The 15,264-nt window shown below is 73.7% G+C and carries 13 protein-coding genes; 9 read left to right on the top strand and 4 right to left on the bottom strand.

Annotation, left to right across the window (positions count from 1 at the left end):
- Positions 1–29: 29 nt before the first annotated feature.
- The 9 genes from NLU66_RS06515 (at position 30) to NLU66_RS06475 (ending at position 12,072) form a co-directional block, all read left to right on the top strand.
- A complete protein-coding gene (locus tag NLU66_RS06515; RefSeq protein ID WP_259362126.1) occupies positions 30–1,658 on the top strand; it encodes a methyltransferase in 1,629 nt (542 codons plus the stop codon).
- The gene (locus NLU66_RS06510) at positions 1,655–2,725 is read left to right on the top strand and encodes a phosphatase PAP2 family protein (RefSeq protein WP_259362125.1); all 1,071 of its coding nucleotides are present in this window, start codon (positions 1,655–1,657) and stop codon (positions 2,723–2,725) included. The genes NLU66_RS06515 and NLU66_RS06510 overlap by 4 nt, the downstream gene beginning before the upstream one ends.
- Before the next feature lie 83 nt (positions 2,726–2,808).
- Positions 2,809–5,502 (top strand): type I DNA topoisomerase, encoded by a 2,694-nt coding sequence (gene topA / locus NLU66_RS06505; RefSeq protein ID WP_259362124.1) that lies wholly within the window; start codon positions 2,809–2,811, stop codon positions 5,500–5,502.
- Between the two features lie 185 nt (positions 5,503–5,687).
- The gene (locus NLU66_RS06500; protein WP_259362123.1) at positions 5,688–7,034 is read left to right on the top strand and encodes an ABC transporter substrate-binding protein; all 1,347 of its coding nucleotides are present in this window, start codon (positions 5,688–5,690) and stop codon (positions 7,032–7,034) included.
- A gap of 77 nt (positions 7,035–7,111) precedes the next feature.
- Positions 7,112–8,161 carry a carbohydrate ABC transporter permease gene (locus tag NLU66_RS06495; RefSeq protein ID WP_259362552.1) on the top strand — a complete coding sequence of 350 codons (1,050 nt, stop codon included), beginning with the start codon at positions 7,112–7,114 and terminating at the stop codon, positions 8,159–8,161.
- Positions 8,158–9,051 carry a carbohydrate ABC transporter permease gene (locus NLU66_RS06490; RefSeq protein WP_259362122.1) on the top strand — a complete coding sequence of 298 codons (894 nt, stop codon included), beginning with the start codon at positions 8,158–8,160 and terminating at the stop codon, positions 9,049–9,051. Before NLU66_RS06495 ends, NLU66_RS06490 begins: the two co-directional genes overlap by 4 nt.
- A gap of 77 nt (positions 9,052–9,128) precedes the next feature.
- On the top strand, positions 9,129–10,190 hold the full coding sequence (locus tag NLU66_RS06485) for a Gfo/Idh/MocA family protein (protein ID WP_259362121.1): 1,062 nt from the start codon (positions 9,129–9,131) through the stop codon (positions 10,188–10,190).
- The gene (gene tmk, locus NLU66_RS06480; protein ID WP_259362120.1) at positions 10,187–10,918 is read left to right on the top strand and encodes a dTMP kinase; all 732 of its coding nucleotides are present in this window, start codon (positions 10,187–10,189) and stop codon (positions 10,916–10,918) included. The genes NLU66_RS06485 and tmk overlap by 4 nt, the downstream gene beginning before the upstream one ends.
- A complete protein-coding gene (locus tag NLU66_RS06475; protein ID WP_259362119.1) occupies positions 10,915–12,072 on the top strand; it encodes a DNA polymerase III subunit delta' in 1,158 nt (385 codons plus the stop codon). Before tmk ends, NLU66_RS06475 begins: the two co-directional genes overlap by 4 nt.
- Positions 12,073–12,244: 172 nt before the next feature.
- Here the strand turns inward: NLU66_RS06475 and NLU66_RS06470 are convergent, their stop codons facing one another.
- The 4 genes from NLU66_RS06470 to NLU66_RS06455 form a co-directional block, all read right to left on the bottom strand.
- Entirely contained in the window at positions 12,245–13,252 is a 1,008-nt protein-coding gene (locus tag NLU66_RS06470; RefSeq protein ID WP_259362118.1) for a DUF3027 domain-containing protein, read from the bottom strand.
- A gap of 5 nt (positions 13,253–13,257) precedes the next feature.
- The gene (locus NLU66_RS06465; RefSeq protein WP_137769886.1) at positions 13,258–13,644 is read right to left on the bottom strand and encodes a cold-shock protein; all 387 of its coding nucleotides are present in this window, start codon (positions 13,642–13,644) and stop codon (positions 13,258–13,260) included.
- A 104-nt stretch (positions 13,645–13,748) separates the two neighbouring features.
- Positions 13,749–14,492: an NUDIX hydrolase gene (locus NLU66_RS06460; protein WP_259362117.1), complete on the bottom strand. Its 744-nt coding sequence runs from the start codon at positions 14,490–14,492 to the stop codon at positions 13,749–13,751.
- Positions 14,489–15,184 carry an endonuclease III domain-containing protein gene (locus NLU66_RS06455; protein ID WP_259362116.1) on the bottom strand — a complete coding sequence of 232 codons (696 nt, stop codon included), beginning with the start codon at positions 15,182–15,184 and terminating at the stop codon, positions 14,489–14,491. Before NLU66_RS06455 ends, NLU66_RS06460 begins: the two co-directional genes overlap by 4 nt.
- Between the last annotated feature and the right edge of the window lie 80 nt (positions 15,185–15,264).

Here is a 15,264-nt window from a genome sequence, read left to right as displayed (position 1 = left end):
GTCGGGCCCGCTGGGGCACAATCGTAGCCATGCAGACCGACGTCCTGGACGCCCCGCCGCGGGTGATCCCACCCCTGGTCAGCGCCCTGCGCGCCGACCTCCTCGCGGCGCCCTACACGATCGCCGCGACCGAGGACCTCTACGGCCCGCTCGCCGTGGCCGCCCTGCGGCGAGAGAACCCCGTCCCCGCCCGTCGGGTCCTGCGCGGCCGCACGGATCCGCTCGCGGTGCTGCTCTCGGTGCTGACCCTGGGCGCCGCGGTCCCCCGCCCGCTGATCGACGCCGCCCTCCCCTCGCTCGGCGCGGAGGGCGCCCTCGAGCTGGGGATCCTCGTCCCCGCCTCCGCCGACGGCGAGGGAGGTGCGGATGCGGATGCCGCCGACGGGGAGTCCCTGCTGCGCGCCGCGATCGACCTCTCCCCCTACTCCGCGCAGGACGATGCCGGCGAGATCGACTGGTGGATCGCCTCGGACCTCTCCGAGCTCGCGACCGGGCGGCCCCTGCGCGGCGAGCACGTGCTCGGCGTGGGCGGCGCCTCCCTCACCCTCGCCCGGATCACGCCCCGGGACGCGGTGGGCTCCGTACTGGACCTCGGCTGCGGAGGCGGCATCCAGGCGCTGCACGCCGCGCGCCACGCCCGCCGGGTGGTCGCGACGGACCTCTCCGAGCGGGCCCTCGCCGTCGCCGCCTTCAACGTGGCCCTGAACGCGGAGGAGGGCGCCGCCCCGATCGAGCTGCGCCACGGCTCCCTGCTCGAGCCCGTCGCCGGGGAGACCTTCGACCTCGTCGTCTCCAACCCGCCCTTCGTCATCACGCCGCGGGACACGGCGCTCGCGCACGACCGCACCGCGGGCGCCGAGGGCTCCTGGACCTACCGCGACGGCGGCCGCGCCGGGGACACCCTGCTCGCCGAGCTGCTGGGCGCGCTGCCCTCGCACCTCGCCCCCGGCGGCCGCGCCGTCATGCTCGGCAACTGGGAGGTGCCCGACGGGGAGGCGACGGACGCGCACCCGCGGGCCTGGCTCGACCCCGCCCTCGAGGACGGGGTGGACGCCTGGGTGATCCTCCGCGAGACCGAGGACCCGGCCCAGTACGCCGAGACCTGGGGCCGCGACGGCGGCGTCACCGACCGCGACCCCCGCTGGCAGGACATGCAGGAGGCCTGGCTCGACGACTTCGCCGCGCGCGGCGTGGAGGGCCTGGGCTTCGGCTACCTGCTCCTGCGCCGGCCGGAGTGCGGCACCGCACCGCGACCGGGGATCCTGCGCAGCGAGGAGGCGACGGGCACCGGCTCAGGCACCCTCTCCTCCCACCTGACCGCCTCGCTCGCGATGATCGACGTCCTCGCCGGGATCGACGACGACGCCCTCGCCGCCTCCCGCCCCGTCCGCGCGGCGGACGTCGTCGAGCGGCGCCATCTCACGCCCGGCGCCTGGGACCCCACGCTCATCGAGCTCGTCCAGGGGGCCGGCCTCGCCCGCGCCGTCCGCGCGGACCAGCTGCTCGCCGCCACCGTCGGCGCCCTCGACGGCACCCTCACCCTCGGCCAGACCGTCTCCGCCGTCTGCGCCCTCACCGACACCGACCCCGACCAGGCCCGCGAGACGCTGTTCCCGCAGATCCGCGAGCTGGTCACGACCGGGATGCTGAGCCTGTGACGACACCCGCCGAGCCCACCGACCCCAGGACGCCCGACGAACCCGTCACGGCGTCCGGTCCGCACGAGCCGGACGAGCGCAGCACGTACGAGCCCGCCCCGGCGCCGCCCGTGACCCCCGAGCGCGTCAGCGTGCGCGGCGGCGTCGTCGCGCCGATCCTCTCGCTGCTCGTCGCGGCCGTCTGCGTCGTCGCGACGGTCGCGCTCGCCCGCTTCGCCGTCGGCACCGCGAGCGGTCAGCGGCTGGACCAGCTGATCCTCTCCGGCGCGCAGTCGCAGGAGGACCGCTTCTCCGCCCTCGCGGAGCTCGCCGTGGGCAGCGTGAGCGTGCCGGTGATCATCGGCGTGCTCGTGCTCACCGTCGTGCTGGTCCTCATCCGGCGGCGGCCCGGCCTGCTCGTGCCGCTCGCGGCCCTCGTCGCGGGGGCGAACGTGACCACGCAGGTGGTCAAGCACCTCGTGGTCGTGCGGGAGGCGCTCGGCCCGGGCATCGACGTGACGCCGAACTCCTTCCCCTCGGGGCACACGGCCCTCGCGGCGAGCGCCGCGGTCGCGCTCGTGCTCGCCTCGGGCGCCGCGCGCTGGCTCGTGGCGCTGCTCGGCGCGGTCTGGACGGCCGGCGCCGGCATCGGGACGCTCGTGCTCGGCTGGCACCGCCCGAGCGACGTGGTCGGCGCGATCCTCGTGGTCGCGACCTGGACGTTCCTCGTCCTGTGCGTCGACGGCATCCACTCCCGGCTGCGCCGCTCCCGTCTCGCCCGGGCCTCGGCCCGCGGCCGCCGCCGCGCGGGCGCCCCGGCCGTCGCGGGCCGCCCCCGCCACGGTGTGCTCGACTCCGCTGCCTCGGCGCTGCTGGCCCTCGTGGGCCTCGTCGCGACGATCGTCGGCCTGCTCACCCTCGCCTCGCTCTCGCTGCCGCTGGACCTCCAGGACGCGGCCCAGCAGTCCGCCGGGTACACGGGAACGGCCGCGCTGGTCTGCGGCGGGACCGCTCTGTGGCTCGCGCTCGTGCTGGTCCTGCGGGTCCCGCACGTCCCGGGGCGCCCCCGGGGCGAGCGTGTACCGTGAGCACTCGCCGGGAGCCCGGTGGGTACGGATCCCGCTCCCGGGACGACGGGCCGCCTGAGCGCGGCGAGGAAGGAACACGAACCGTGACTGGCGGACGGCATCTGGTGATCGTCGAGTCCCCCGCGAAGGCGAGGACCATCGGCCGATACCTCGGGGACGAGTACATCGTCCTCGCCTCGGTGGGGCACATCCGGGACATCCCGGTGCCCCGCGACCTGCCGGCGGAGATGAAGAAGGGGCCGTACGGGAAGTTCGGCGTCGACGTCGAGAACGGCTTCGACCCCTATTACGTCGTCAGCGCGGACAAGAAGAAGACGGTCGCCGATCTCAAGAAGGCCCTCAAGGACGTCGACGACCTCTACCTCGCCACCGATGAGGACCGCGAGGGGGAGGCGATCGCCTGGCACCTGCTCGAGACCCTCAAGCCCAAGAAGTCCCTGCCCGTCAAGCGGATGGTCTTCCACGAGATCACGCGTGACGCGATCCAGGGCGCGCTGTCGAACACGCGCGAGATCGACGGCAGCCTCGTCGACGCCCAGGAGACGCGCCGCATCCTCGACCGCCTCGTCGGCTTCGAGCTCTCCCCCGTGCTCTGGCGCAAGATCAAGCCCTCGCTCTCCGCGGGCCGCGTGCAGTCCGTCGCGACGCGGCTCGTCGTCGAGCGCGAGCGCGAGCGCATGGCCTTCGTCGCCGCGGACTACTGGGACGTGACCGGCACCTTCGCGACGGAGGAGAGCGCCTTCACCGCGAAGGTGCAGACGGTCGACGGCTCGCGGGTCGCCTCCGGCTCCGACTTCGCCGACGACGGCTCCCTCAAGCCCCGCTCGCAGGGCGCCGTGGTGCTCACCGAGGAGTCCTCGCGGGTCCTCGTCGAGGCGCTCACGGGCGCCCCGGCACAGGTCACGAGCCTCGAGTCGAAGCCGTACACGCGCCGCCCCGCCGCCCCCTTCACGACCTCCTCGCTGCAGCAGGAGGCCAGCCGCAAGCTGCGCCTCGGCGCGCGCCAGGCGATGCGGGTGGCCCAGTCGCTCTACGAGAACGGCTACATCACCTACATGCGCACCGACTCGGTGACGCTGTCCTCCGAGGCGATCCGGGCCTCCCGCGCCCAGGCCTCGGAGCTGTACGGCTCCCAGTACGTGCCGGACACGCCGCGCGTCTACCAGAACAAGTCGCAGTCCGCGCAGGAGGCGCACGAGGCGATCCGCCCCGCCGGGGACCGCTTCCGCACCCCGGCGGACGTCGCCGGCCAGCTCTCCGGGGACGAGTTCCGCCTCTACGAGCTGATCTGGAAGCGGACCGTCGCCTCGCAGATGGCCGACGCGAAGGGCACCACCTCGACCGTCGAGCTGACGCTCGCGAAGGACGACCGCACGGCGACCTTCCGCGCCGCCGGCACCGTCATCACCTTCCGCGGCTTCCTCGCCGCCTACGAGGAGGGGCGCGACGCGAGCCGCTACGGCGGCGAGGACGAGGGCGGCGACAAGCGCCTCCCGCAGATGAGCGAGGGCCAGGAGCTCGAGACCCGCGAGCTCACGCCCGACGGCCACTCGACCACCCCGCCGCCCCGCTTCACGGAGGCCTCGCTCGTGCGGGCGCTCGAGGAGCGCGGCATCGGCCGTCCCTCGACCTACGCCTCGACCGTCGCGACCGTGCAGGACCGCGGCTACGTGCTGCGCCGCGGCACCGCGCTCGTGCCCAGCTGGGTCGCGTTCGCCGTGGTGCGCCTGCTCGAGGAGCACTTCGAGACCTACGTCGACTACGACTTCACCGCGCAGATGGAGGAGCAGCTGGACCGCATGGCCCGCGGCGACCTCTCCCGCGCGGACTACCTGCGCTCCTTCTACTACGGCACGGGTGAGGACGGCCCGCTGGGCCTGAAGCCGATGGTCGACGACCTCGGCGACATCGACGCCCGCGCCATCAACTCGATCGAGATCGGCGAGGGGATCACCCTGCGCGTGGGCCGCTACGGCGCCTACGTCGAGAGGGCGGCGCGCGGCGAGGACGGCGAGCTGATCGAGGGGGCGGACCCGCAGCGCGCGAACGTCTCCGACGACCTCGCGCCCGACGAGCTGACCGTCGAGGCCGCGAAGGAGCTCCTCGAGCGCGCCAAGGACGACGGCCGCGTGCTCGGCACCGATCCGGCGAGCGGCCACGAGATCGTCGCGAAGGACGGCCGCTTCGGCCCCTATGTCACCGAGGTGCTGCCCGAGCCCGCGGAGGGCGAGAAGAAGGTGCCGAAGTCCAAGCAGCCGAAGCCCCGCACGGGCTCGCTGCTGAAGTCCCAGGACCTCTCCTCGATCACCCTCGAGGAGGCGCTCGCGCTGCTGAGCCTGCCGCGCGTGGTGGGCACCGACGAGGACGGCACGGAGATCACGGCGCAGAACGGCCGCTACGGCCCGTACCTCAAGAAGGGCACCGACTCCCGCTCCCTGGAGACCGAGGAGCAGATGTTCACCATCACCCTCGACGAGGCGAAGGCGCTGTACGCGCAGCCCAAGAGCCGCGGCCGCGCCGCGGCGAAGCCGCCGCTCAAGGAGCTCGGCACGGATCCCACGAGCGAGAAGCCGATCGTCATCAAGGACGGCCGCTTCGGCCCGTACATCACCGACGGCACGACGAACGTGTCCCTCCGGGCGACCGAGAAGGTCGAGGAGATCACCGAGCAGGTCGCGATCGAGAAGCTCGCGGAGAAGCGTGCGAAGGGTCCGGCCAAGAAGCCGGCCCGTCGGACGACCACGACGAGGAAGAAGAGCACCACCGCCAAGAAGTGACGGCGGGGTGGGGTGAGGATCGACCGGTCGGTCGCCGCCTCCCCGGTACGCAGGGCGCGGAGCTGAGGCTCCGCGCCCTGCGTGCGTCCGTGCGACCTGCGGGATCGTCGCCGATCCGAGACCTCTTCCGGGCGCGGGCACGGTTACAGTGACCTCACCGACGGCCCTCCCACGAAGGAGCGATGATGCAACGACGCCTCAGCCGGCGCGCGGCCATGACGGGGGCCGCGACCGCGGCCGCCGCCGTAGGGCTCGCGGGCTGCCTCCAGAACCCGGACTCCTCCGGCGGCACGACCGCCACGGCGGAGAAGTACACCGAGGGCGACGTGCCCGGCTCCGGCACCGTGACGGTGCTCGGCGCCTTCGGCGGCCAGGAGCAGGAAGCCTTCCTCGCCTCCCTCGAGGACTTCGAGAAGGAGTCCGGGGTCACCGTGCAGTACACGGCGGACACGGACTTCACCAACACGATCCGCCAGCGGGTCGGCTCCGGCGACGCCCCGGACGTCGCGCTGTTCCCGCAGCCGGGCGGTCTCTTCGACCTCGCGCGCGGCGGGAAGGTCGTCCCGATCGACGTCTACCTCGACTACGACGCGCTCGACGGCACCCTCATCCCCGGCTTCCTCGACTCGGCACGGCTGCAGGGCCGCGTCTACGGCGCCCCCATGCGCATGGCCTGCAAGTCCCTCATCTGGTACCCGAAGGCCGCGTACGAGGAGGGCGGGTACTCCGCCGAGCCCGCGACCATGCAGGAGCTGTACGGCATCGCGGACGAGATCAAGGCCGACGGCATCACCCCCTGGTCCGACGGCTGGGCCGCGGACCAGGCCACCGGCTGGGTGGGCACCGACTGGATCGAGGAGCTCATGCTCCGCGTCCACGGCCCGGACGTCTACGACGACTGGATCTACCACCGCATGCCCTTCAACGACGAGAAGGTCGTGCAGGTCTTCGACCTCCTCGGAGACCTGCTCAAGGGCGAGGGCAACGTGCTCGGCGGCACCGACACGATCCTCAACACGCCCTTCTCCGAGGCCCCGCTGCCGCTGTTCGAGGACCCGCCGAAGGCCATGTACGTGCGCCAGGGCAACTTCGTCACGGGCTTCTTCCCGGAGGACGTCCAGAAGAACCTCGATGAGGAGGTCGGGGTCTTCGCGATGCCCACCTGGGAGGGCGGCTTCGACGGCCAGCCGATCCTGGGCGGCGGCGACCTCGCGGCGCTGTTCACCCTCAACGACGACTCCGTGAAGCTCATGACGTTCCTGACCTCGCCGGAGTTCGGCGGGCCGTGGGCGCAGGCGGGCGGCTGGCTCAGCCCCCACACGACCTTCGACGCCTCGCAGTACCCGGACGAGATCACCCGCCAGGTCGCGGAGATCGCCTCCGGCGCGCAGGTGTTCCGCTACGACGGCTCCGACGTCATGCCGGGCGCGGTGGGCGGCGGCTCCTTCTGGACCGGCATGGTCGAGTGGCTCAAGGGGTCGAAGAACTCGCAGCAGGTGTGCGACGAGATCGAGGCGGGGTGGCCGAAGTGACCACCGCCGTCGCAGAGCGCGAGGAGCGGGCCGGCTCCCCTGCCCGGCCCGTGCGGCTCGTGGTCGGCGCCGTGGGCATGGTGCTCACCGCGTGGCTCGCCTGCAACATCTTCCTCGCCTTCGCCTACTACCCGCAGTGGTTCGGCGGTTCGAGCGTCGTCATCGGGCTCCTGGGGCTCGTGGTCGGCATCGGCGGGTCCGTGCTGTTCTTCCGCTTCCTCAACATGTGCGTCGAAGGGCTCCCCTCCCGCTTCTCCGAGGGCGTGATCCCCTACGCCTTCCTGCTGCCGGGGTTCAGCCTCATCGCCCTGCTGCTGCTCTACCCGACCGTGCAGACCGTCGTGTACTCCTTCGCGAACGCGGACTCCACCGCATGGGCGGGGCTCACGAACTACACGGCCGTGCTCGGCAGCGGGGAGTTCTGGTCCGCCCTGCTGAACAACCTGCTGTGGATCGTCGTGGTGCCGATCGCGACCGTGGCGCTCGGCCTCGGGGTCGCGGTGCTCGCGGACAAGCTCTCCCCCACGGGCGAGAAGATCACGAAGTCGCTGATCTTCCTGCCGATGGCGATCAGCTTCGTGGGCGCGGCGACCATCTGGGGCCTCGTCTACGCGTACAACGCCCCCGGCAGCGGGCAGACGGGACTGCTCAACGCGATCGTCGTCGCCCTCGGCGGGGACCCGCAGCCGTGGTACCAGCTCGACACGGCGCGGCTGAACTCGCTGCTGCTCATGGTGATCCTCATCTGGCTGCAGACGGGCTTCGCGATGGTGCTCCTGAGCTCCGCGATCAAGGCGGTCCCCGAGGACACGATCGAGGCCGGGCGGATGGACGGCGCGAGCGAGGCGCGGATCTTCTGGCAGATCATCTTCCCGCAGGTGCGCGCGACCCTGCTCGCGGTCTTCATCACCGTGCTGATCCTCGTGCTCAAGGTCTTCGACGTCATCTACGTGACGACCAACGGCCTGTACTCGACGGACGTCATCGCGAACCTGTTCTTCCGCAAGCTGTTCACGGACCAGCAGGCGGGCCAGGCCTCCGCGGTCGTGGTCGTGCTGCTGATCCTCGTGCTGCCGATCCTCGTGTACCAGGTGCGCAGCTTCCGGGCCCAGGAGGCAGGACGATGAGCGCGACGACCCGCACCCCCGCTCCGACGGCGTCGACCCGGGGCACCATGGCCGACGGCCGTCGGCGCTCCCCGCTCGCGATGATCGTCATGCCGCTGCTCGCGCTGCTGTGGACGGTGCCGACCCTCGGCCTGCTCGTGACGAGCTTCCGCACCCGTGAGGCCGCGGCGGCGAGCGGCTGGTGGAGCGCCCTCACCCACGGCGGGTGGACGCTCGACAACTACGCGCAGGTGCTCGGCAGCGCCTCGATGGGCACCTCGCTCGTGAACTCGATCGTGGTCGCGGTGCCGGCGACGGTGCTGCCGATCATGTTCGCGGCCTTCGCCGCCTATGCGTTCACCTTCATGGAGTTCCGCGGGAAGGACCTGCTGTTCATCGTCATCGTCGCGCTCATGGTGGTGCCGATCCAGGTGGCCTTCCAGCCGATGCTGGACCTGCTCGGGCCGCGCGGCCTGGGCATCAACGGCCAGTTCGTCGCGGTGTGGCTGCTGCACACCGGCTTCGGCATGCCGCTCGCCGTCTACACGCTGCGCAACTACATGGCGACCCTGCCGGGCTCCGTCGTGGAGAGCGCGAAGATCGACGGGGCGAGCCACTTCCAGACCTTCTGGCGGCTCGTGGCGCCCATGTCCTCCCCGGCGATCGCGGCGTTCGCGACCCTGCAGTTCCTGTGGGTCTGGAACGACCTGCTCATCGCGAAGCTGTTCATCGGCGGCGGGGCGAACAAGACGATCATCGTGGACCTCCAGCAGATGCTGGGCACCCAGGGCCAGGGCACGGAGCTGCTCACCGCCGGCGCCTTCATCTCGATGGTGGTGCCGATGATCGTGTTCTTCTCCCTGCAGCGCTTCCTCGTGCGGGGCATGACCTCCGGCGCCGTCAAGGGCTGAGCCGGGCCACCCCCTCCCCAGGCCGAGCCGTCCCCACGTCCCGCACGGACGTCGGGACGGCTCGGTAGATTAGGGGCATGAGCTCGCGCGAGAACACGCCCGGGGAGCCCCTGGTGCTCCCCGCCCCCCGCACCCCCGAGCCGGCGGCCGCGCCGGGTCTGCGCTGGGGTGTCGTCTCCCCCGGCCACATCGGCACCCAGTTCACCGAGACCGCGCACCGCGCGACCGCCTCCCGGGTGGTCTCCGTCGTCTCGCGCTCCGCGGAGCGCGCCCGCGCCTTCGCCGTGGAGCACGGGGCCGACGGCGCCTTCACGAGCGTCGAGGAGATGCTCGCCGCGGGCGGCATCGACGCGGTCTACGTCGCCTCCCCGCACGCCCAGCACGCGGAGCTCGCGCGCCCCGTGCTCGAGGCCGGGATCCCCGTCGTGGTCGAGAAGGCCTTCACGCTCAACGCCGGCCAGGCCGCGGGGCTGCTGGACCTCGCGCGGGAGCGCGGCGTCTTCGCCATGGAGGCCATGTGGGCGCGCTTCCTGCCGCACTACGACGTGCTGAACCAGGTGCTCGAGTCCGGGCTGCTCGGCGAGATCATCGAGGTCGCCGCCGATCACGGGCAGTCGATGCCCACCGATCCCTCCCACCGCATGAACGACCCCGAGCTGGGCGGCGGCGCGCTGCTCGATCTCGGTGTGTACCCCGTCTCCTTCGCCCAGATGGTGCTCGGCGACCTCACCGACCTCGCCGTGCGCGGCGACCTCACCCCCACGGGCGTCGACGCGAGCGTCGGCATCCTCGCCCGCGGCGAGCGCGGCCGGGCCCGGCTGGGGACCACCCTGCGTGCCCGCACGCCCACCGAGGCCGTGATCAGCGGCACCGCGGGACAGGCACGCCTCGCGGGCGCCTTCTTCGCGCCCACCACGCTCACCGTGACCCTGCTCGACGGCCGCCGCGCCTCCTTCGAGGCTCCGGGGATCGGCGGGGACGGCATGGCCTACGAGATCGCGGAGGCCGCCCGCCGCATCACCGCCGGGGACCTCGAGTCCCCGCTCATGAGCTGGGCGGACACCCTCTCCGTCATGAACACCCTCGACGCGGTGCGCGCCGAGCTGGGCGTCGTCTACCCCGGGGAGGCCGCCCGATGATGCCCGGCGGCCTGCCCCCTGCCCTCACCGTCCCCGCCCCGCGGCCGCCGCGCCGCGGCGTGTTCATCTCCTTCGAGGGCGGCGACGGCGCGGGCAAGTCCACGCAGATGTCCATGCTGCGCGACCACCTCATCCACGACCGGATGGTCGACGAGGACCTCGTGCTCACCACCCGTGAGCCCGGCGGCACGCCGCTCGGCGCGCAGATCCGCGAGCTCGTGCTGCACGGGGACGACGTGGACCCGCGGGCGGAGGCCCTGCTCTACGCCGCGGACCGCGCCCACCACATCGCCTCGAGGGTCCGCCCCCACCTGGCGCGCGGCGGCCTCGTCCTCGGCGACCGGTACCTCGACTCCTCCGTCGCCTACCAGGGGGCCGGTCGCGAGCTGGAGGCCCGGGAGATCGCCGCCCTGTCGCTGTGGGCGGTGGACGGCCTGCTGCCGCACCGCACGATCCTGCTGGACCTGCCCCCGGCGGCGCTCGCGGAGCGTCGCGCGCCCGGGGAGATGGACCGCCTCGAGCGGGCCGGCCTCGAGTTCCACGAGGCGGTGCGCGAGCAGTTCCTCCAGCTCGCGGCCGACGATCCCGACCGCTTCGCGGTGATCGACGCGGCGCTGCCCAAGGAGGAGGTGCACGCCCAGGTGCTCGAGAAGGTCTCCGGCGTGCTGCAGCTGTTCGACCCGACCTTCGAGCAGCCCGTCCCCGCGAAGCACCGGGACGAGCTGTGAGCGCCCCGGCCGTGGGCGCCGTGTGGCGGGACGTCGTGGGCCAGGAGGCCGCCGTCGCCCAGTTCCACCGCGCGGCCACCGGTCAGGCGTCCCTCGCCCAGGCGTGGCTCGTGACGGGGCCGCCCGGCTCGGGCCGCTCCACGGCCGCGCGCGCCTTCGCCGCGGCGCTCCAGTGCGAGCAGGGGGTCGGCTGCGGGGAGTGCACCGCGTGCCGCACCGTCCTCGCGGGCACCCACCCGGATGTCACCGTCGTCGCGACGGACAAGCTCTCCATCGCGAAGGAGGAGGTGCGCTCCCTCGTCATGACCGCGCAGCGCTCCCCCGCGACGGGGCGGCACCGCGTGATCGTCGTCGAGGACGCCGACCGCATGAGCGCGGGCACCTTCAACGTGCTGCTGAAGTCCATCGAGGAGCCGCCCCCGGCGACGGTGTGGATGCTGTGCGCCCCCTCCGCGGAGGATCTCGCCCCCACGATCCGCTCCCGCTGCCGGCTCGTGACCCTCACCGTCCCCTCCGCGGAGGTCGTCGCCGGTCTGCTGCAGCGGCGGGACGGCATCCCCGAGGATCTCGCCGTGCGCGCGGCCCGCGCTGCCCAGGGGCACATCGGCCTCGCCCTGCGCTACGCGACCCAGGAGGGCACCCTCGCGGCGCGGGAGGAGTCCGCCCGGAGCCTGCTGGGGCTGCGCGGGACGGGCCAGGCGGTGCTCGCCGCGCAGGCGCTCGTGGACCGTGCCACCGCGGAGGCGAAGGAGCATGCGGACCTCGTCGCGACCGAGGAGAAGGAGCGGTTCCTGCGCTCGGCGGGCATCGAGGACGGCAAGGTCCCGCCGGCGCTGCGCGGCCAGCTGCGCCAGCTCGAGGAGGACGCGAAGCGACGCCAGACCCGTCTCGTGCGGGACGTGCTGGACCGCTATCTGCTGGATGCCCACTCGGTGCTGCGGGACGTGCTCACGCGCCAGCTGGGGTCCGGCAGCGATCTCGTGAACGTCGAGGTCACGCCGGAGATCGAGCACGCCGCGGGCGGCGGCTCGGCGCACACCACGCTCGGTCTGCTCGAGGCGGTCCAGGGCGCGCGCTCACGGATCGCGGGGAACGTGCCGCCGCTGCTCGCGATCGAGGCGCTCCTGTCCCGGGTCGCGGTCTCGCTGCGCTGACCCGCCGCCGGGGATGACCGGCCGGCGGAGCGGCGCGCCGAGCCGGTCCCGGCCCCGCTCACTCCTCGGCGGGAGCAGGCTCCTCGGTGCGGTCGGTGTCCTCGGAGGAGGCGGAGTCCTCACCCTTGCCGGGAGCGACGGCCTCATCGGCGGCGGCCGGCTCATCGGCAACCTAATCGTCGGCAACCTGCTCGTCGGACTCCGGCACCTCGGTCACGGGCTCCGCGGGGGCGTCCACGACGACGGTCTCGCCGGTGGCCTGCTCGCCGGAAGCCGACTCGTCAGCGACCGGCTCGTCAGCCGTCGTCTCATCGGCAGCGGTCTCGTCGCCGACCGGCTCGTCGGCGACGGCTCCGTCGTCAGTCTGCTCGTCGGAGGCGGGCTCCTGCAGCTCGAGGTCCGCCTCGAGCTCGTCGACCACGACGCCCGCGCCGCGCGCGGCCTCGTGATCGGTCTCCTCCTGGCCGGTCTGCGAATGCGACCCGCAGCCGTAGCCCAGGTGCACCACGCGGCCGTCGGCCGGGGACCACTCGTTCGTGCAGACCCCGAACTCGGTGCGCAGCGACCCCGAGAGCAGCGACAGGAACCCGCAGCTCGAGCAGGTCGCGGTGACGGTGCCGCGGCGGCCGCGGTGCGAGGTCTGGCGCGGGCCGAACTCGCCCTCGGTCCAGCGCTCGGCGGCCTCGGCGCGCCCCTCGGGCGAGAGCACGCGCTCCCGGCCCAGGCCCAGCTCCCACTGGGCCACGCGGTCCTCGTCCTCGTCGCCCGTGGCCTCGTAGCCCTGCTCGAGGCGCGCATCCTGCTCCCGGAAGGGCAGGAGGTCGTCGGCGCCCACGTCGGAGGGCTTCAGACGCTCCGCCCACGGCTCCCACGCGGGGGCCAGCAGAGCGCCCTCGCCGGGCAGCAGCGCCGTCTCGGCGACGGTCGCCGCCTTCGCCCGGGGCGCACGGCTGAGGACCACGACCCACGACCAGCCGCGGTACCCGGGCATCGTGCAGTCGAAGACGTGCGTGACCAGCCGCTCGCCGGCGGGCTCGGCGCGCAGGTGCTCGCCCACCTGGCCCGGCTCGGTGACCTCCACGAGGGCCTCGCGGGCCTGCTCGATCGCGGCGGCCGCGACGGCGTCGAGCTTCGGCTTCGCGGTCCGGGGACGACGGGATGCGGTGGTCGGCTGGGTCATGGGGATCAGGCCTCGAAGTTGTCCGCGACGGCGCGCAGCACGGTGGCGATCTTCTGGGAATGGCCGCGGTCGGGGAAGCGCCCCTGCCGCAGGCCGTTGGAGGCGTCGTCCAGGAGCCGGATGAGGTCCTCGGTCATCGTGGCCATCTCCTCCGGCTTCGGTCGGCGCGCACGGGAGACGGAGGGCGCCGGCTCGAGCAGCTGCAGGGACAGCACCTGCGGGCCGCGACGGCCGTCGACCATGTCGAACTCGACGCGCGCGCCGGGGCGCAGCGTCGTCACGCCCTCGGGGAGCGAGGTCGCGTGGACGTAGACGCTCTGTCCGTCCTCGTCATCGAGGATGAAGCCGAAGCCCTTCTCGGCGTCGTAGAACTTCACCTTGCCGCGTGGCACGTTGATCCCGTCCTGTCCTGGGGTCTGGGGGCTGGTCACTGGAGGGGCCCGCGTCGGGGACGCGGGCGTGGCGGGGCCGCCCACGGGGCCGCCGCCGATCGAGTCTACAGGCCCGCGCTCCCCGGGACGCGCCGTCCCGGGGCGGGGTCCGGACGCTGCCTCCGGCGCTCGGCGGGGACCTCCCGGGCGGGGGCGTCCGGGGGCACCGGCGGCAGACCCAGCTCGACGAGCACACGGTCCAGGATCAGGGCGGTGAACCCCCAGACGAACGCCTGCTCGGGCAGGTCGAAGGCGGGTCCGACGTCCATCCCGTCGAGCCGGCCGCGCAGCCGTCGGGCGGGATCGCCGAGGGATCCGGGGCCCTGGAGCCGCGCCCACACGACCCGCTCGACCTCGACCGGGTCCTGCACGCCGAGCACCGGCCGCTCGGGCGCCCAGGCGAGCACCGGCGTGACGTACTGGCGCCGCCAGGGCATGCCGATCGGGGCGAACGCGCCGAGCACGCGCGCCGCCCCCTCGACCAGGCCGGTCTCCTCCTGCGCCTCCCGCAGCGCCGTGTGCACCTCGTCGCGGTCGGTGGGGTCCATCGCGCCGCCGGGCAGCGAGAACTGACCCGGCTGCGAGCGCAGGCGGTGACCGCGCTCCTCGATCACGAGCTCCGCGTCCTCCGCGGTGGTCCCGCTCAGCAGCATGAGCACGGCGCTGCGGCGCACCTCCTCGCGCGGCGGCAGGAGGGGCGCGTCGGGGCGCCCGACGTCCGCGACGAGCACCTCGTCACCGCGGGCGGCGCGCTCCGCGATCCCCGAGAGGAAGGCGGGCAGCCCCGTCCCCCTCGCACCCCCGGTCACGCGGCGACCCCCGCGCTCGGGCAGAGGTTCGCGAGCACGCAGTCCTCGCAGCGGGGCGCCCGGGCGGTGCAGACCCGTCGGCCGTGGAGGATGAGGCGCAGGCCCAGCAGGGTGAGCTCGCCCGGGGCGCCGTCGGCCGCGACCCGGGCCACGACGTCCTCCTCCACCGCGCGCGGGTCCGTCGCGGCGGTCCAGCCGAGCCGGCGTGCGAGACGCCCCACGTGCGTGTCCACGGCGAGCAGCTCGTGCCCGAACCAGGCGCCGCGCACCACGTGCGCCGTCTTCCGCCCCACCCCGGGCAGGGCCTCGAGGGCGGCCTGGTCGTCCGGCACCTCGCCGCCGTGGTCGCGCAGCAGCGCCGCGGCGAGGCCGACGACGCGCCGGGCGCGCGTGGGGCCCATGCCGAGCGGGCGCAGCAGCGCGGCGACCTCCTCCTCGGGGGCGGCCGCGAGGGCGGCGGGATCGGGCCACCGCCCGAAGAGCGCGGGCGTGAGGCTGTTCACCCTCGCGTCGGTCGTCTGGGCCGAGAGCACCGTCGCGACGAGCAGCTCGAAGGCGTCCCGATGATCGAGCTCGGTGCGTGCGCCGGGGTGCTCCGCGGCCAGGCGCAGGCTCACGGCGGCGGCGTCGGCCGCTCCCCGAGGGGCCGTCCGGGAGCCCGCAGGGGTGCGGCGCGGGGCGGCCTGGGACATCGTTTCGGCTCCTCGGTCTGGCGGGGCGGCGGGTCTGGGGGCGCCGGGCGCGATAGTGTTCCCCCATGATGTGACTGCGA

The sequence above is a fragment of the Brachybacterium sp. NBEC-018 genome (assembly GCF_024860185.1).
In the GTDB taxonomy this organism is placed as follows: domain Bacteria; phylum Actinomycetota; class Actinomycetes; order Actinomycetales; family Dermabacteraceae; genus Brachybacterium; species Brachybacterium rhamnosum.
This window is presented reverse-complemented; position numbering and strand designations above follow the sequence as displayed.